At 71.0% G+C, this 14,151-nt stretch carries 12 protein-coding genes; 5 read left to right on the top strand and 7 right to left on the bottom strand.

Annotation, left to right across the window (positions count from 1 at the left end; translation table 11 throughout):
* Positions 1-70: 70 nt before the first annotated feature.
* A complete protein-coding gene (locus tag AB0N90_RS35085; protein WP_365203280.1) occupies positions 71-1,732 on the bottom strand; it encodes a ricin-type beta-trefoil lectin domain protein in 1,662 nt (553 codons plus the stop codon).
* Between the two features lie 688 nt (positions 1,733-2,420).
* Between AB0N90_RS35085 and AB0N90_RS35080 the strand changes: the two genes are divergently transcribed.
* Both AB0N90_RS35080 and AB0N90_RS35075 read left to right on the top strand, forming a co-directional pair.
* Positions 2,421-3,809 (top strand): ricin-type beta-trefoil lectin domain protein, encoded by a 1,389-nt coding sequence (locus AB0N90_RS35080; RefSeq protein WP_365203279.1) that lies wholly within the window; start codon positions 2,421-2,423, stop codon positions 3,807-3,809.
* 57 nt (positions 3,810-3,866) lie between these two features.
* Complete coding sequence (locus tag AB0N90_RS35075) at positions 3,867-5,111, top strand: ThuA domain-containing protein (RefSeq protein ID WP_365203277.1); 1,245 nt, start codon at positions 3,867-3,869, stop codon at positions 5,109-5,111.
* A 19-nt stretch (positions 5,112-5,130) separates the two neighbouring features.
* Here the strand turns inward: AB0N90_RS35075 and AB0N90_RS35070 are convergent, their stop codons facing one another.
* From AB0N90_RS35070 to AB0N90_RS35055, 4 genes are all read right to left on the bottom strand, one after another.
* Positions 5,131-6,027: a LysR substrate-binding domain-containing protein gene (locus AB0N90_RS35070; protein ID WP_365203276.1), complete on the bottom strand. Its 897-nt coding sequence runs from the start codon at positions 6,025-6,027 to the stop codon at positions 5,131-5,133.
* Positions 6,028-6,115: 88 nt separating this feature from the next.
* The gene (locus tag AB0N90_RS35065) at positions 6,116-7,003 is read right to left on the bottom strand and encodes an acyl-CoA dehydrogenase family protein (RefSeq protein WP_365203275.1); all 888 of its coding nucleotides are present in this window, start codon (positions 7,001-7,003) and stop codon (positions 6,116-6,118) included.
* Positions 7,000-8,133 (bottom strand): acyl-CoA dehydrogenase family protein, encoded by a 1,134-nt coding sequence (locus AB0N90_RS35060; RefSeq protein WP_365203273.1) that lies wholly within the window; start codon positions 8,131-8,133, stop codon positions 7,000-7,002. Before AB0N90_RS35060 ends, AB0N90_RS35065 begins: the two co-directional genes overlap by 4 nt.
* A gap of 4 nt (positions 8,134-8,137) precedes the next feature.
* A complete protein-coding gene (locus AB0N90_RS35055; RefSeq protein WP_365203271.1) occupies positions 8,138-9,286 on the bottom strand; it encodes a CoA transferase in 1,149 nt (382 codons plus the stop codon).
* Positions 9,287-9,522: 236 nt separating this feature from the next.
* Between AB0N90_RS35055 and AB0N90_RS35050 the strand changes: the two genes are divergently transcribed.
* Positions 9,523-10,962, top strand: a complete 1,440-nt coding sequence (locus AB0N90_RS35050) for a CoA transferase (protein ID WP_365203270.1) — start codon at positions 9,523-9,525, stop codon at positions 10,960-10,962.
* An 81-nt stretch (positions 10,963-11,043) separates the two neighbouring features.
* Here AB0N90_RS35050 and AB0N90_RS35045 read toward each other — a convergent pair whose 3' ends face one another.
* Both AB0N90_RS35045 and AB0N90_RS35040 read right to left on the bottom strand, forming a co-directional pair.
* Positions 11,044-11,550, bottom strand: a complete 507-nt coding sequence (locus AB0N90_RS35045; protein WP_361680548.1) for an SRPBCC family protein — start codon at positions 11,548-11,550, stop codon at positions 11,044-11,046.
* A 105-nt stretch (positions 11,551-11,655) separates the two neighbouring features.
* Positions 11,656-12,666, bottom strand: coding sequence for a helix-turn-helix domain-containing protein (locus AB0N90_RS35040; RefSeq protein WP_365203268.1), 1,011 nt, complete (start codon positions 12,664-12,666; stop codon positions 11,656-11,658).
* Between the two features lie 71 nt (positions 12,667-12,737).
* Here AB0N90_RS35040 and AB0N90_RS35035 point away from each other — a divergent pair, with 71 nt between their 5' ends.
* Both AB0N90_RS35035 and AB0N90_RS35030 read left to right on the top strand, forming a co-directional pair.
* Positions 12,738-13,412: an HD domain-containing protein gene (locus AB0N90_RS35035; RefSeq protein WP_365203266.1), complete on the top strand. Its 675-nt coding sequence runs from the start codon at positions 12,738-12,740 to the stop codon at positions 13,410-13,412.
* A gap of 69 nt (positions 13,413-13,481) precedes the next feature.
* Positions 13,482-13,904: a RidA family protein gene (locus AB0N90_RS35030; RefSeq protein ID WP_365203264.1), complete on the top strand. Its 423-nt coding sequence runs from the start codon at positions 13,482-13,484 to the stop codon at positions 13,902-13,904.
* The last annotated feature ends 247 nt before the right edge of the window (positions 13,905-14,151 follow it).

Raw genomic sequence — 14,151 nt, 5'->3', positions numbered from 1 at the left:
GTGCGGCCCTCCGGCCTGCCCTGCCCCATGTCAGACAGGGATGTCCCTGCTCATGCCTCCTGCTGCCCCCTCACGCCAGTGAGAACTTCTGGGCGGCGGAGCCGTTGCAGTCCCAGATCTGCAGGCGGGTGCCGTTGGCGGTGGCGCCCGACGGGGAGTCGATGCACCGGCCGGTGGTCGGATTGGACAGCGAACCGTCGGCATTGGCGACCCAGTTCTGGTAGCCGCCGCCGTTGCAGTTGGCCAGCTGGAGCTTGGTGCCGGCCGCGTTCACACCGCCCGCGATGTCCAGACACTTGCCGAGCGTGCGCAGGGTCTGGCCGTTCCAGGTCCACTTCTGGTCGAGCGACGTGGCCTGCTGGCAGTCCCAGAGCTGGACCGCGGTGCCGTCGCCGCCGGTGTCGTCACCCGCCACGTCCATGCACTTGCCGCCCGGTCCGTAGACCGGGGTACCGATGGCGAACTGCTGGGCGCCAGAGCCGTTGCAGTCCCAGATCTGCAGGCGGGTGCCGTTGGCGGTGGCGCCCGACGGGGAGTCGATGCACCGGCCGCTGGTCGGGTTCCGCAGTGTGCCGTCGGATTGCCGCACCCATGACTGGTAGCCGCCGCTGTTGCACGTGGCGAGCTGCAGCTTCGTACCGGCGGCACTGTTGCCGCCGGCGATGTCCAGGCACTTGCCGAGGGTCTGGAGGGTCTGGCCGTTCCAGGTCCAGTGCTGGTCCTTGGCCGCCGACTGGCAGTCCCAGAGCTGGACCGCGGTGCCGTCGCCGCCGGTGTCGTCGCCCGCCACGTCCACGCACTTACCGCCGGGCCCGGTGATCGCCTGGCCGCTCACCGAACCGCCGCCACCGCCGCCTCCGGAGCCGGGCGCCTTGTTGTAGACGGACACCGAGTCGATGACCAGCTTGCCGCCGGAGACGGTGGACGCGTTCGGGCCCCCGCCGAAGGCGTCCGGGAAGCCGCCGCCGATCGCCAGGTCGTAGATGATGAAGAAGGGGTGGTCGACCGCGTCGGACCAGGTCTGGGCGTCCACCTGGTTGGCGTTGATCGTGTAGAAGTTGTTCCCGTCGAGGTAGAACCTGATCTGCTCCGGCGACACGGAGCGGTCGATCTCCGCCGCGTAGTCGTGGAAGCCGGTCTGGCAGCCCGAACAGGCGCGTTCACCCGAGCCGATGCCGGTCGACTCGTTGCACGGCCCACCCGGGTTCACACCGCAGTGCAGGGTGCTGAAGACGGAACTGCGGCCGTTGATGTCCTCCATGATGTCGACCTCGCCGGACTTCGGCCAGGTCACACCATCGCGCAGCGGCGCGCCGAGCATCCAGAACGCCGGCCAGTAGCCCGCGCCGTTCGCGGTGTTGACGTTGGGCTGCTGGAGGACGGACTCGATGCGTACGACACCGCCCGCCGGGGCGCCGAAGCCCGCCGACTGGGTCTCCACGCGCCCGGAGGTCCATCCGCTGCGCGCGTCGGAGCCCGAGTGCAGGGCCTGGAGCACCAGATGGCCCTGACCGTCGTAGTAGACGTTCGAGGTGCTGTTGGTCATCGTCTCGATCTCACCGGTGCCGAAGTTGCTGCCCGGCCCGGTGTCGTACTTCCACAGGCTCTGATCGATGCCGGTGCCCGAGGCGCCGTTGAAGTCGTCGCTCCATGTGAGCGTGAAGCCCGACGGTGCGGGAGGCACTGCCGCTTGGGCGTTCGGTGTCGTGGTGAGGGCGGCCGCCATCGTCATCAGGACGACGGGAAGCAGAGAGAGCGCTCTCTTCCAGCCGCCGCGGCGTGCCCTTGGGGGTAGTTGCATAGGTCTGGCCTCCGAAGAAGGACATGATCGCGTGCGTTCGCTGTGCCGCCTCGGGTGACGGCCGGACTCTCGTCCCCAACCGGCGGATGCCTCGTCAACTCTGGTGTGGATCCGTGATGTTGGACCATGTGGAGTTCTGTGCGAGCAGACGGTATTGGCCCATACCAATACCGTCAAGACCGCTGTCTCCGTGTCGTGGGGGTTGACGGAGATTGTCGACCGGCTCTAATTTCACGGCTTGTAAAAAGAGGTGAGACCAGCACCGCAGAGCACGGCATCTGGATCCGGTACGCGCTGCACCCCCACCCCTCAGGGCGACTTTCCGTCATGTCTGAAAGCCGCTCACTCCGGAAGGGACTCGCCGTCGTGCCTCTTTCGTCCCGCCGCCACCGCCGCTCGCGCACACCCCTTGCCATGGCGCGCGCAGCCGACCGCGGGTGCCGTCACCGATCTCGGCAACGGCAAGTGCCTCGATGCCACCGACGGATCGACCGCCGACGGCCTCCCGGCCCAGCTGCGGTCGTGCGCACCGGAGCAACGAGGTGGCGTACCTGACGAACCACCCGTAGCCGCCCCGAGCGCGGGACACCCCCACACAGCCATGCCAGGAGGACCCTCCATGACACGAACCCTCAGAAGATGGTTGGCCGCCTCGATCTGCGCACTTCCGCTGGCCGCCGGCGGCCTCCTCACCACCGCCGGGACGGCATCGGCCGCCGCCGATCCCGGCCCCGGCTTCCCGGCCCACTACGCCGCTCCGTACGCGGAGATGTGGAACGACCCGTCCACGCTCATGAACGCGTACAACGCGACCGGGAACAAGTACTACACACTCGCCTTCATCATCAGCCAGGGCACCTGCAACGCCACCATCAACGGTGACACGCCCGTCACCGACGCGGGCTGGAACAACGCCATCAACAGCCTGCGCGCGGCCGGCGGCGACGTCATCGCCTCCTTCGGCGGTGCGAGCGGCTCCGAACTCGCCTCGTGCGGCACGGTCGCGGCCATGCAGGCCCAGTACAAGAAGGTCATCGACCAGTTCAACCTGACCCGCGTCGACCTGGACATCGAGGGCGGCACCCTGGACAACACCGCCGCCAACGACCGGCGCAACCAGGCGCTCGCCAACCTCCAGCAGGAGTACGCCGCCCAGGGCAAGAAGCTGGACGTGGACTACACGCTGCCCGTCAGCCCGAACGGCCTGGAGTCGGACGGCGTCGCCCTGCTGCAGAACGCCAAGAGCCACAATCTGAACGTCAACCTGGTCAACATCATGACCATGGACTACGGGCCGGCGATGGACATGGGGCAGGCCGCGATCAGCGCCGCGAGCGGCCTGCACAGCCAGCTGGGGCAGATCTGGAACACCAAGACCTCCGCCCAGCTGTGGGCCATGGAGGGCAACTGCCCGATGATCGGCGTGAACGACACCAGCGCCGAGGTGTTCACCGTCCAGGACGCCCAGGAGCTGGAGTCCTTCGCGGCCGCCAACGGCATACAGGAACTGACCTTCTGGGCGCTCAGCCGGGACAACCAGGGCTCCAGCGGCACCGCGCAGAGCGACCACCAGTTCACCGGCATCTTCAAGGCCATCACCGGGGGCGGCAGCACGCCGCCCCCGACCGGCGGCAGCACGCCCATCCATGGCTACGGCGGCAAGTGCGTCGACGTCGCCGGGGCCGACCCGGCCAACGGCACCCCGGTCACGCTCTACACCTGCAACGGCACGAACGCACAGCGGTGGACGCGCAGCGGCAATACCCTCGGCGCACTGGGCAAGTGCCTCGACGTCACCGCGGCCGGCACGGCCAACGGCACCAAGGTCCAGCTCTACGACTGCAACGGGACCAACGCCCAGGCATGGACGACGGGTTCGAACGGCAGCCTGGTCAACGCCGGTTCGGGCAAGTGCCTGGACGACACCGACTGGAGCACCGCCGACGGCAACCAACTCCAGATCTGGACCTGCACCGGCACCGCGAACCAGAGCTGGACGCTGGGCTGACACCCGCCGGTCCACCGGCACCCCTTGTCCCGACCCCCCACACAAGGAAGACCCCCCATGGTCAGACCCGGCATCCGGCTTCCCCGCACCACGGTCCGTCTGCTCGCCCTGCTGGCCGTCGTGCTCGGCGTCCTGGCGGCCCCCGCCCACCGGGCCCAGGGCGCCACGCCGTTCAGGATCCTGGCGTTCTACGACGGCACCTACGACGCCGCGCACATCAGCTTCGTCCACGAGGCCAACACATGGTTCCCGCAGCAGGCGGCGGCGAACGGCTACGCGTACACCGCGACCAACGACTGGAACCAGCTGAATGCGGCGAACCTGGCGAACTACCAGGTCGTCATGTTCCTGGACAACTACCCGCAGACCGCGGCCCAGCGCAGCGCGTTCCAGACGTACATGAACAACGGCGGCGCCTGGATGGGCTTCCATGTGTCGGCGTACAACGACCAGACGCCCAGCGACTGGTCCTGGTACCACGAGACGTTCCTCGGCACCGGCACGTTCCGGTCCAACACATGGGGTCCGACCTCCGAGACGCTGAAGATCGAGGACCCGAACCACCCGGCGACCGCCGGCCTGCCCCCGACGATCACCTCGTCGGTCAGCGAGTGGTACAGCTGGCAGTACGACCTGCGGCAGAACCCGGACATCGACATCCTGGCGTCGATGGACCAGTCGACCTTCCCGGTCGGCACGGACCCCGACCAGTCCTGGTACAGCGGCTACTACCCGATCGTATGGTCGAACCGCAACTACAGGATGATCTACAACAACTTCGGCCACAACGCCATGGACTACGCCACGAACACGACGCTGTCGTCGACGTTCGGCAGCGCCGAGCAGAACAAGCTGCTGCTCCAGGGGCTGCGCTGGCTCGGTGGTGCGTCCGGCCCGGTCACCCCGCCGCCCGGCGGCGGCTCGGGCGCGATCAAGGGCATCGGCGGCAAGTGCGTGGACGTCGCGGGCGCGAGCCCGGCGAACGGCACGGCCGTCCAGCTCTACGACTGCAACGGCACCGGCGCCCAGACCTGGACCGCCGGCTCCGACGGGACACTGCGGGCGCTGGGCAAGTGCATGGACGTCACGGCGGCCGGCACGGCCAACGGCACCAAGGTGCAGCTGTACGACTGCAACGGCACCGGCTCCCAGGTCTGGCGCGAGGGCGGTGACGGCTCGCTGGTGAACCCCCGGTCGGGCAAGTGCCTCGACGCCACCGGCCAGAGCTCGGCCGACGGCACCCGGTTGCAGATCTGGTCCTGCACCGGATCCGCCAACCAGACCTGGACACTGCCGTCCTGAGCCCGCATGGGCCCGGCGGTCAACCCGCGAGCGAGGCGCCCGCGAGGGCCAGCAGCGAGCGTACGGCCGGGTCGGCGTGCGGCCGGTGCAGGGCCGCGATGGTGGTGGTGAGTTCGGGAGCCTCGTCGGCGAGCGGGAGGAAGCGGACGCCCGGGAAGGAGAGCGCGGCGGTGTGCTCGGGGGCGAGGGTGACGCACAGGCCGGAGGCGACATAGCTGAGCAGGCCGGGCAGGTCGTCGGCGTGGGCGCGGACGGTGGGCACGAAACCCGCGCGGTCGCAGGCCAGAAGAGCGCGCTGGGCGAGTTGCTGGAGCGGCCCGTCACCGGCGAGGGCGAAGGAGTCCTCGCGCAGGTCGGCCAGGGAGAGGCGGCCGGCCCCGGCGAGGCGGTGGGCCACGGGCAGGGCCGCGGCCAGGCGTTCCCCGGTGAGCCGGTGGACGGTCAGATCGTCGATGTCGAGCGGGGGCTGGCGTACCAGCGCGAGTTCCACGGTGCCGCTGCGGACGAGTTCGATCAGTCCGGCGGTGGATCCCTGCCGCAAGTGCAGGCGCAGGCCCGGCAGTTGCTCGGCGGCGTCGGCGAGCAGGCGCGGCAGGTGCCAGTGGCCGAGGCTGTTGACGAAGCCGATGCGCAGCTCACCCTCCTGCCCGGAGGCGATCCGGCGGGCACGGGCGACGGCGGACTCCTGTGCCTCCAGTATCCGCCGGGCGTCGGCCGCGAAGGCCTCACCGGCGGGGGTGAGGCTGACGCCTTGACTGCTCCGGGTGCACAGACGGGTGCCGATGATCCTCTCCAGGCGCTGGACCGCCTGGCTGAGCGGGGGCTGACTCATCATCAGACGGCTGGCCGCGCGGCCGAAATGCTTCTCCTCGGCGAGCACGGTGAACTGTTCCAGCAGGCGGGGCGTGAGGTCCATGAGGTGAGCGTAGATCGGGTGGTGGGCGGGGGAGGTGGCGGCCGGTCGTACGGACCCCGGCCCGGCCGGGGTCCGTACGACGCGCGGGTCAGACGGCGAGCAGCGCCCAGACGTCGTCCGCGGCGAGTGCCTCGCGGCCCAGCAGGGCGGTCCAGTACGACTCGTCGCCGTCCTCGTCGCGCCAGGACCACAACCGGGTGGTGGCGAACCGCAGTTCGCTGAGCTCGGTGAAGCCGATGGCGCCGTGCAACTGGTGGGCGATGCGGGCGATCTCGGCGACCGAGGCGGAGGCCTGTGCCTTGGCGGCCGTCACGCCGACCGGCGACAGCTCGCGAGCGGCGGCGTCCACCGCGGCGCGCACCAGCGCGGACTCCTCGATCAGTCGGGCCTCCTCCTGTTTGACGGCCTGGAAGCGGCTGAGCGGGCGCCCGAACTGGGTGCGGGTGGTGGTGTGTTGCACCGTCAGCTCGACGCAGCGCTCGGCGGCGCCCGCGATCAGCGCGGCCCGGGCGAGGGCGGCACGGAGCCCGGCCTCGGCGAGCTCGGCCGGGGTGAGCGGGTGGACGTCGTCGGCGGCCACCGCGTAGTCATGCAGCTGGAGGGTGTCGCGGGGCTCGCCGGCGAGGTTGATGCCGGGGACGACGGTGGTACGGGCAGGGTCGACCGGGAACAGTACGGGCCCGCCCGGACCCTCGGTCAGTACGAGGACGGTGGACGTGGCGCCGTACGGCACCCGGGGCAGGGTGCCCGAGACCCGGAGCGCGGCGTCCTGCCCCGAGGTGCCGACCGGGCCGACCCGGGTGATGGCGGGGTGGGCGTAGGCGAGGGTGAGGCCGTCGGCGAGCGCGACGGCCGACGGGCCCTCGGGGAGGACGATTCCCAGGTGCCCGAGCACGGTCTCGGCGAACGGACCGGGCCCGGCGAGGCGGCCCGCCTCGCACAGGGCGGCGACGCGGGTGGCGAGGGTGGTGGTCATGACTGCCGCTCCAGACCGCGGGTGATGATGCCGCGAAGGATCTCGTTGGTGCCGCCGCGCAGGGTGTAGCCGGGACTGTGCAGCAGCGCGTAGGCGAGGTGGTGAGGGTAGGAGCCGGGCGTGGCCCCGGTGTCGGCGGCACGGGGCAGGATGCGCCGCACCTCGTGGACCAGTTCGCCCTCCAGGCGCGTCCCCAGGTCCTTGACCAGCGCGGCCCGCACATCGGCGGGGCGACCCGCGTCCAGCGCGTCGGTGACGCCGAGCGAGAGCTGCCGTATCGCGAAGATCCGGGCGAGCAGGGCGCCGAGCCGGGCCTGCTGATCGGGGGTGGCCGCGCCCCGGCGCAGTTCGCGGGTCAGCGAGACCAGCAGCGGGAAGGTGGAGAGGTAGCGCTCGGGCCCGCTGCGTTCGAAGGCCAGCTCGCCGGTGACCTGCTTCCAGCCGTCACCCTCCTGACCGAGCAGCATGCCGTCGGGGACCTCGACGCCGTCGAGGTGGAACCAGTTGAAGGTGTGCTCGCCGGTGAGCAGCCGGATCGGCTCGGTGCGTACGCCCGGGGCGCGCAGGTCCACGATGAACTGGCTGAGCCCCTGGTGCCGGTCCTCGTGCTCGCCGGTACGGGCCAGCACGATCGCGTAGTCGTTGACATGCGCGCCGCCGGTCCACTTCTTCGTACCGGTCAGCCGCCAGCCGCCGGTCACCCGCTCGGCGCGGGTCCGCACATTGGCCAGGTCGGAGCCGGCCTCCTGCTCGCTCATGCCGATGGAGAAGAAGCAGCGCCCGGCCGCGATGGCGGGCAGGAACCGCTGTCTCTGCTCCTCGGTGCCATGGGCCAGGATCGAGGGTCCGGCCTGGCGGTCGGCGACCCAGTGCGCGGAGACGGGCGCCCCGGCGGCGAGCAACTCCTCGATCACGACGACGCGGGCGGCGAATCCGCGCCCGCCGCCCCCGTATCGGGGCGGCAGCGCCATGCCGACCCAGCCGCGCCCGGCGAGCCGGCGGCTGAAGTCCGGGTCCCAGCCGGTCAGCCAGGAGTCGGGGCGGCCGAGCACGGTGCCGCGGGCGCGCTCCTCGGCGAGGAAGTCCCGTACTTCCCCGCGCAGTTTCCGGGTGTCGGTGGTCTCGGTCATGGAACTACTCCTCGTTGAGCAGGGCGGGATCGAAACCGGCCTCGCGCAGCACCTCGTCGGTGTGCTGGCCGAGGGCGGGGCAGGGGCGCACGGTCGGTACCGGGTCGGCGGAGTAGCGCACCGGACGGCCGATGGAGCGGTAGCCGCCCTCGGTGGGATGCTCGGCCTCGGCCAGCAGGCCGCCCTCGCGGGCGTAGGCGGTGGCGACGGCCGACTCCAGGCTGTGCACGGGCGAGGCCGGGATGCCCGCGCGGTCGCAGAACTCCTGCCATTCGGCGCTGGTGCGCGTCGCCGTCACCTCGTCCAGCACGGAGTACATCTCGTCGGCGTTACGGGCCCGCAGCGCGCGGTCGGCGAACCGCGGGTCGGCGGCGAGCTCCGGGCGCCCGGCGAAGGCGCAGAAGTCCCGCCAGTTGCGGTCGCTGTGGGGCAGGACGCACATCCAGCCGTCCGCCGTCCGCTGCGCCCGCCGGGTGCGGCTGAGCGAGCGCGGCGCGCCGAACTCGCCCTCCATGACTGCCCCGGCCAGATGCTCGACCAGGTTGAAGGCGAGCATGGTGTCGGCCATCGGCACCTCGATGTGCTGACCGCCGCCGCCGTGCTCCCGGTGCAGCAGGGCGGCGAGTACGGACTGGCTGATCTGCAGTCCGCAGACCTTGTCGGCGATCAGGCTGGGCACGAACCGCGGTTCACCGCTCGCCCGCTGGTTGAGCCACACCAGCCCGGAGACGGCCTGGACGATGTCGTCGTACGCGGCGCGGGTGCCGAGCGCCGAGTCCGAGCGGAAGCCCTGCGCGTTGACGTACACCAGGCCGGGGTTGACGGCCCGCAGCTCCTCGTACCCGAGCCGGAGCCGGTCCAGGGCCTGCGGGCGGACGTTGGTGAGGAACACGTCCGCGGTACGGACCAGGGCCAGCAGCGCGTCGCGGCCGTGCGACGCCTTGAGGTCGATGAGCGCACTGCGCTTGTTGCGGTTGAGATTGAGCCCGGCGCCGCCCATCCCCGGGTGCCGGGCGGGCGGGTAGTGCCGGGTCATGTCGCCGCCCGGGGGCTCGACCTTGATGATGTCCGCGCCCAGGTCACCGAGCTGCTGGGCGGCGTACGGGACCATGATCACGCTGCCCAGCTCGATGACGCGGACTCCGGAAAGCATTCCTTTCACGGCATTCCTTTCTGGCGTTTCGACGCCTTCAAGGAGAATCCCGAGGCACCGGCCGCGTCCAATACCAGCTGCCCGGACGGCTGATAGCGATCCGGATATAGTGGCAGGTCAGGGCGGATGTATAGGGGATCGCATATCGCCATCCGCTGCCATTGGTATTGGACGCACTCCAATTCCCGCCGCTGTCATGGAAATCCGAACCCGGCCACTACGGAAGGACGAGGACCATGACCGCGAGCGCAAGCGCGACCGAGACCACGACCTCGTACGACGCACTCCAGGACCTCTACCGTCAACTCGGCATCACCGGCGCGGAGTCCGGCGGGAGGGTGACCATCACCGGCGCCGATCCGCTGACCCCCTCCGTCCACCGCATCGGCGAAGCCTGCGCCGCCGCACTCGCGGCGCTGGGCACCGAGGCGTCGACGCTGTGGCGGGAGCGGGGCGGGGACCGGCAGGACGTGACGGTCTCCGTCGAGTCCGCGATCCACCAGCTGATGGCGGTCTTCCTCACCCGGGCGAGCGGGGTACCGGTGAGCGAGCTGATCGAGGACCCCAACCTGCTGGGCAACAGCGACTTCTACCGCGCCGGCGACGGCCGCTACGTCTTTGTGCTGCTCTCCTACCCCGAGTTGCGCGACATCGCCTGCGAGGTGCTGGACTGCCCGCCCGGACGGCAGCGCATGGCGGACGCGATCGCGCACTGGGACGCCTTCGAGCTGGAGGAGGCGATCTGCTCGCGCGGCGGCACCGCGGTCGCCGTACGCACCCGGCAGGAGTGGCGGGCCCATCCGCAGGGCCGACTGCTGGACGGCCGGCCGCTGATCCACCTGGAGAAGGTGGGGGAGAGCATGCCCGAGCCCTTCCCGGTCGCCGCGGAGCTGCCGCCGACCCTGCCGCTGACCGGGCTGCGGGTGCTGGACAACTCGCATGTCATCGCGGGCCCGATCGCCGCGCGGATCGCCGCCGAACTGGGCGCCGACGTACTGCACGTCTCCTCGCCCGCGCATCCCGACCCCAACGGGATGATCATCGAGACCGGGATCGGCAAACGCGCCGCCTTCTGCGACCTGCTCGACCCCGCGCAGGCCGGGGCCTTCCGGCGGGTGCTCGCCGGGGCGGACGTGTATGTCAGCAACTACCTCAACCTGGACACCAAGGGCTTTGGACCCGAGGCCCTGTTCGAGCAGCGGCCCGGACTGGTGGTCCTGGACTACCACGGCTGGGGGCTGACCGGCCCCTGGTCGCGGCGTGGCGGCTTCGACCAACTCGCCTGTGCGGCCACCGGGTTCGCCGTCGAGGAGGGCTCCTTCGACGGTCCGCGGCTGCCGCCGACCTACCTGCTCAACGACTACCTCGCGGCGATCCTCGGTACGGCCGGAGCGATCGAGGCGCTGCGCCGCCGGGCCCGCGAGGGGGGCGGCTGGCGGGTGCACATCGACCTGGCTAAGGTGTGCATGTGGGTGCAGGACCTGGGGCTGTTCCCGCGCGCCGACGTCGCCGTGCTGCCCGCCCCCGACCCCACCCGCGCCGCGGGCGAACTGGCCACCGTGCACGGGCCCTTCGGCGAGGTCAGCTACCTGCCCACCCGCGTCGCGTACTCGACCCTGCGCCCGCGCCTCGACCGTTCCGCCGAGCCGCTCGGCGCCTCCCCGCTGGCCTGGTGACCCGCGAACTCCCCGCCCGGCGCGGGGCGTTCGGGCCGCCGGAACGTCGGCTCGGCCGTGGTCGTGCCGCTTCGGGTCGGCTCAGTTCGCGCCGCTCTCCAGGTCCTGCTTGAGATTGCGCAGCGTCGCGCGGATGTTGCGGGCCTGGAAGGCGGCGAAGGTGTGCCCCGCCGTGGCGATCCGGTCGAAGGTGTCGGCCACGAAGGCGGGCCAGGCGCGGCGGTCGTCCGTCCAGGTCTCGGTGACCCGCGTGCCGCCGTCGGCGGGCTCGAAACGGTACTCCCAGGTGGCGATCGGGCCGCGCAGGCGCGGTCGGCCGATGCCGATGGCGTGCACACGGAAGGCGAAGCGGTGACCGGGCTCGGCCGCCGTGACCGTGCACCGGGTCACCCAGCGGAACCGGCCGCGCTTGTTCCGTCCGACGAACGTGGTGCCGAGCTCTGCCGGTGCGCTCCCCGTCCCCTGCGCGGTGCCCAGATTCTCCGGGCTCCAGCGGCCCATGTCACCGGGGCGGGATATGGCCCGGTAGGCCACGTCGGGCGGGACGTCGATGTGAATACTGTCGCTCACCGTGAACACGCGGGCCATGGGGCACCTTTCCTCGACTCGTCGACACCTGGGAGTTACCAGCCGGTAGGGATTGTGGCACGCCGCCCTGGCCGGCTGCCCGGATCGGTGCGTGCAGCGGCGCTCTCAGCGGGCGGCGGCCGCCTCACCAGCGCGGTCGCGCGCCGTGGGGACCGCCGACGAGTCGGCCGTGTCTCGCGAGGCCACGCGTGTGAAGGCACGGCGGTAGGCGGTGGGGGTGGTGTCCAGCGTGCGCCGGAAGTGCAGCCGCAGATTGGCCGCCGTGCCCAGTCCGCAGTCCCGCGCCACCTGGTCCACCGACCGGTCCGTGGACTCCAGCAGTTCCCGGGCCCTGCCGAGCCGGGCGCCGAGCAGCCACTGCAACGGGGTCGTGCCCGTCTCCTCGGTGAACCGGCGCATGAAGGTGCGCTGTGAGAGGCCCGCGTGCCGGGCGAGCACACGCAGCGTGAGCGGCTCGCCGAGCCGGTGCAGGGCCCAGCCGCGGGTACCGGAGAGCGACGCCTCACCGGCCACCGCGACGGGGGCCGGTACGTACTGGGCCTGCCCGCCGTCCCGGTGCGGGGCGGCGACCAGACCGCGGGCGATCTGGTTGGCCACCTCCGCGCCGAGGTCGCGGCGGACGATGTGCAGGCACAGGTCGATGCCGCAGCACACCCCGGCCGAGGTGAGCACATCGCCTTCGTCGACGTAGAGCACATCACGGTCGACCAGGACGGCCGGGAAGTCCCGCTCGAAGTCGTCGATGTGCCGCCAGTGGGTCGTGGCGTGCAGCCCGTCCAGTACGCCCGCCGCGGCCAGCGCGAAGGCGCCCGTGCAGATCGACACCACGCGCCTGCCCCGGTCGCGGGCCTCGGCCAGGGTGTCGAGCACGGCGTCCGGCAGCGAGGCGATCGGTTCGAATCCCGGCACGATCACGGTGTCGGCGGTGCGCACCTGCTCAAGGCCCCCGTCGGCGACGAGGGCGAAACCCGCGGTGGTCCGCACCTTCTCGTCCAGCGCGCACAGGGTCATCTCGTAGGTGGTCTCCGGCCGGGCGGTGAAGATCTGCGTCGGGATCGCCAGGTCGAGCGGGGTGACCCCGTCCAGCGCCAGCACCGCTATGTGATGCACTGTCATGGCAAGATTCTAACGAACCATGGAAATTTTGCCGCTCGCCAGGTCACAGCCGTCGCGGCCAGGCTGAGGGCATGACCGGACCTACCTACGAGGCGACCGCCGACCCGATCGCGTTGCCCGGCACGCCACTTGCCGACGCCGTCATCGGTCTCATCCGATCCGTGGAGACGCCGTCCGTCTTCCACCACAGCATCCGCAGCTACCTGTTCGCCCGGCTGCTCGCCGGGCGGCGCGGCCTGACCGCCGAACGCGACTACGACGACGACCTGTTGTTCGCCGCGTGCGCCATGCACGACCTCGGCGTGGCGTCGGACGGGCCGCACAGCCAGCGGTTCGAGGTGGAAGGCGCCGACCGGGCCGCCTCGTTCCTCATCGACCACGCGGTGTCCGAGGCCGACGCCGACCAGGTCTGGCAGGCCATCGCCCTGCACACCTCCCCGGGCATCGCGGAACGCCGCGGCACGCTGTGCGCGCTCGTCCGCGACGGCGTGGCCCTCGACTTCGACGACCCGGTGGGCGCCGGCCACCTCGGCGTCGTCACCGACGAGCAGGCCGAAGCCGTGCATACCGCCTATCCGCGGCTGGACATGGTCCGTTCCCTCACCGACGCGATCGTCGCGCAGGCGGCCAAGGACCCGAAGAACGCGCCCCGCCACACGGTCCCCGGCGAATTGCTCCGTGAACGCGAGACCTACGGCCGGACCCGGCTGGAGCACGCCTACCGCTCGTCCCGCTGGGGCAGCTGAGCTCACCCGCTCCACGAACCATCGACAAAGACAAGACAGAGACAGAGACAGAGAGAAGGACACACCGCAATGACCGTCCGTACCATCGAGGTTCCCGAGGACAACCCGGTCTTCGGAGAGACCATCAGCGCCTTCGCGGGCTTCGGCTATTCCGCCGCGGTCCGCGCGCACGGCCTCCTGTTCATCGCCGGAACGATCGGCCGCCGCGCCGACGGAACCATCCCGGACACCATCGAGGAGCAGACCGAGATCGCCCTGCGGAAGATCGAGGAGATCCTCCGGCTGGAGAACCTCGACATGTCCGCCCTCGTCGACGTCACCAGCTACCACGTCGACATCCGTGACCATCTGCCCGGCTTCATCGAGGCCAAGCGGCGGCTCGTCGAAGCGCCGTACCCGACCTGGACGATCATCGGGGTGAGCGGCCTCGCCAGCCCGGGACTGCTCGTCGAGATCCGCGCGACCGCCGCCTACCCGGACGGGGATCGGTAGACCACCGCTCCTGGGCCCACCTCCGAGCCCAGGAGCCCGGCAGGCCCATAGGCGGGCCGACTTCCGAGAAGGCCTCCGGCCGGGCCGACGACCGGTCCCGGCCGGAGGGCGTCTGGAGCGCGTCCGAGGGCCGGTACCTCGGGGTGCTTCTTAGAACTCCTAACGAAATGATCTTCGGGGTGGTTGGATCACTGCGGGACTGGTGATCTGGGGGTGTGGGGTGGCTCGGCCGAAGCCGTGGGAAGTC

Origin of the sequence: Streptomyces sp. NPDC093018 (assembly GCF_040684035.1) — a bacterium.
Taxonomy (GTDB): Bacteria; Actinomycetota; Actinomycetes; order Streptomycetales; family Streptomycetaceae; genus Streptomyces; species Streptomyces murinus.
The sequence above is the reverse complement of the archived record's forward strand: the minus strand, read 5'-3'. Positions and strand labels throughout refer to the sequence as shown.

What these genes read in the sequence shown, in the direction of transcription:
- AB0N90_RS35085 (WP_365203280.1), bottom strand. Translation starts at nt 1,732, where the DNA reads ATGACGATGGCGGCCGCCCTCACCACGACACCGAACGCCCAAGCGGCA.
- AB0N90_RS35080 (WP_365203279.1), top strand. Translation starts at nt 2,421, where the DNA reads ATGACACGAACCCTCAGAAGATGGTTGGCCGCCTCGATCTGCGCACTT.
- AB0N90_RS35075 (WP_365203277.1), top strand. Translation starts at nt 3,867, where the DNA reads ATGGTCAGACCCGGCATCCGGCTTCCCCGCACCACGGTCCGTCTGCTC.
- AB0N90_RS35070 (WP_365203276.1), bottom strand. Translation starts at nt 6,027, where the DNA reads ATGGACCTCACGCCCCGCCTGCTGGAACAGTTCACCGTGCTCGCCGAG.
- AB0N90_RS35065 (WP_365203275.1), bottom strand. Translation starts at nt 7,003, where the DNA reads ATGACCACCACCCTCGCCACCCGCGTCGCCGCCCTGTGCGAGGCGGGC.
- AB0N90_RS35060 (WP_365203273.1), bottom strand. Translation starts at nt 8,133, where the DNA reads ATGACCGAGACCACCGACACCCGGAAACTGCGCGGGGAAGTACGGGAC.
- AB0N90_RS35055 (WP_365203271.1), bottom strand. Translation starts at nt 9,286, where the DNA reads ATGCTTTCCGGAGTCCGCGTCATCGAGCTGGGCAGCGTGATCATGGTC.
- AB0N90_RS35050 (WP_365203270.1), top strand. Translation starts at nt 9,523, where the DNA reads ATGACCGCGAGCGCAAGCGCGACCGAGACCACGACCTCGTACGACGCA.
- AB0N90_RS35045 (WP_361680548.1), bottom strand. Translation starts at nt 11,550, where the DNA reads ATGGCCCGCGTGTTCACGGTGAGCGACAGTATTCACATCGACGTCCCG.
- AB0N90_RS35040 (WP_365203268.1), bottom strand. Translation starts at nt 12,666, where the DNA reads ATGACAGTGCATCACATAGCGGTGCTGGCGCTGGACGGGGTCACCCCG.
- AB0N90_RS35035 (WP_365203266.1), top strand. Translation starts at nt 12,738, where the DNA reads ATGACCGGACCTACCTACGAGGCGACCGCCGACCCGATCGCGTTGCCC.
- AB0N90_RS35030 (WP_365203264.1), top strand. Translation starts at nt 13,482, where the DNA reads ATGACCGTCCGTACCATCGAGGTTCCCGAGGACAACCCGGTCTTCGGA.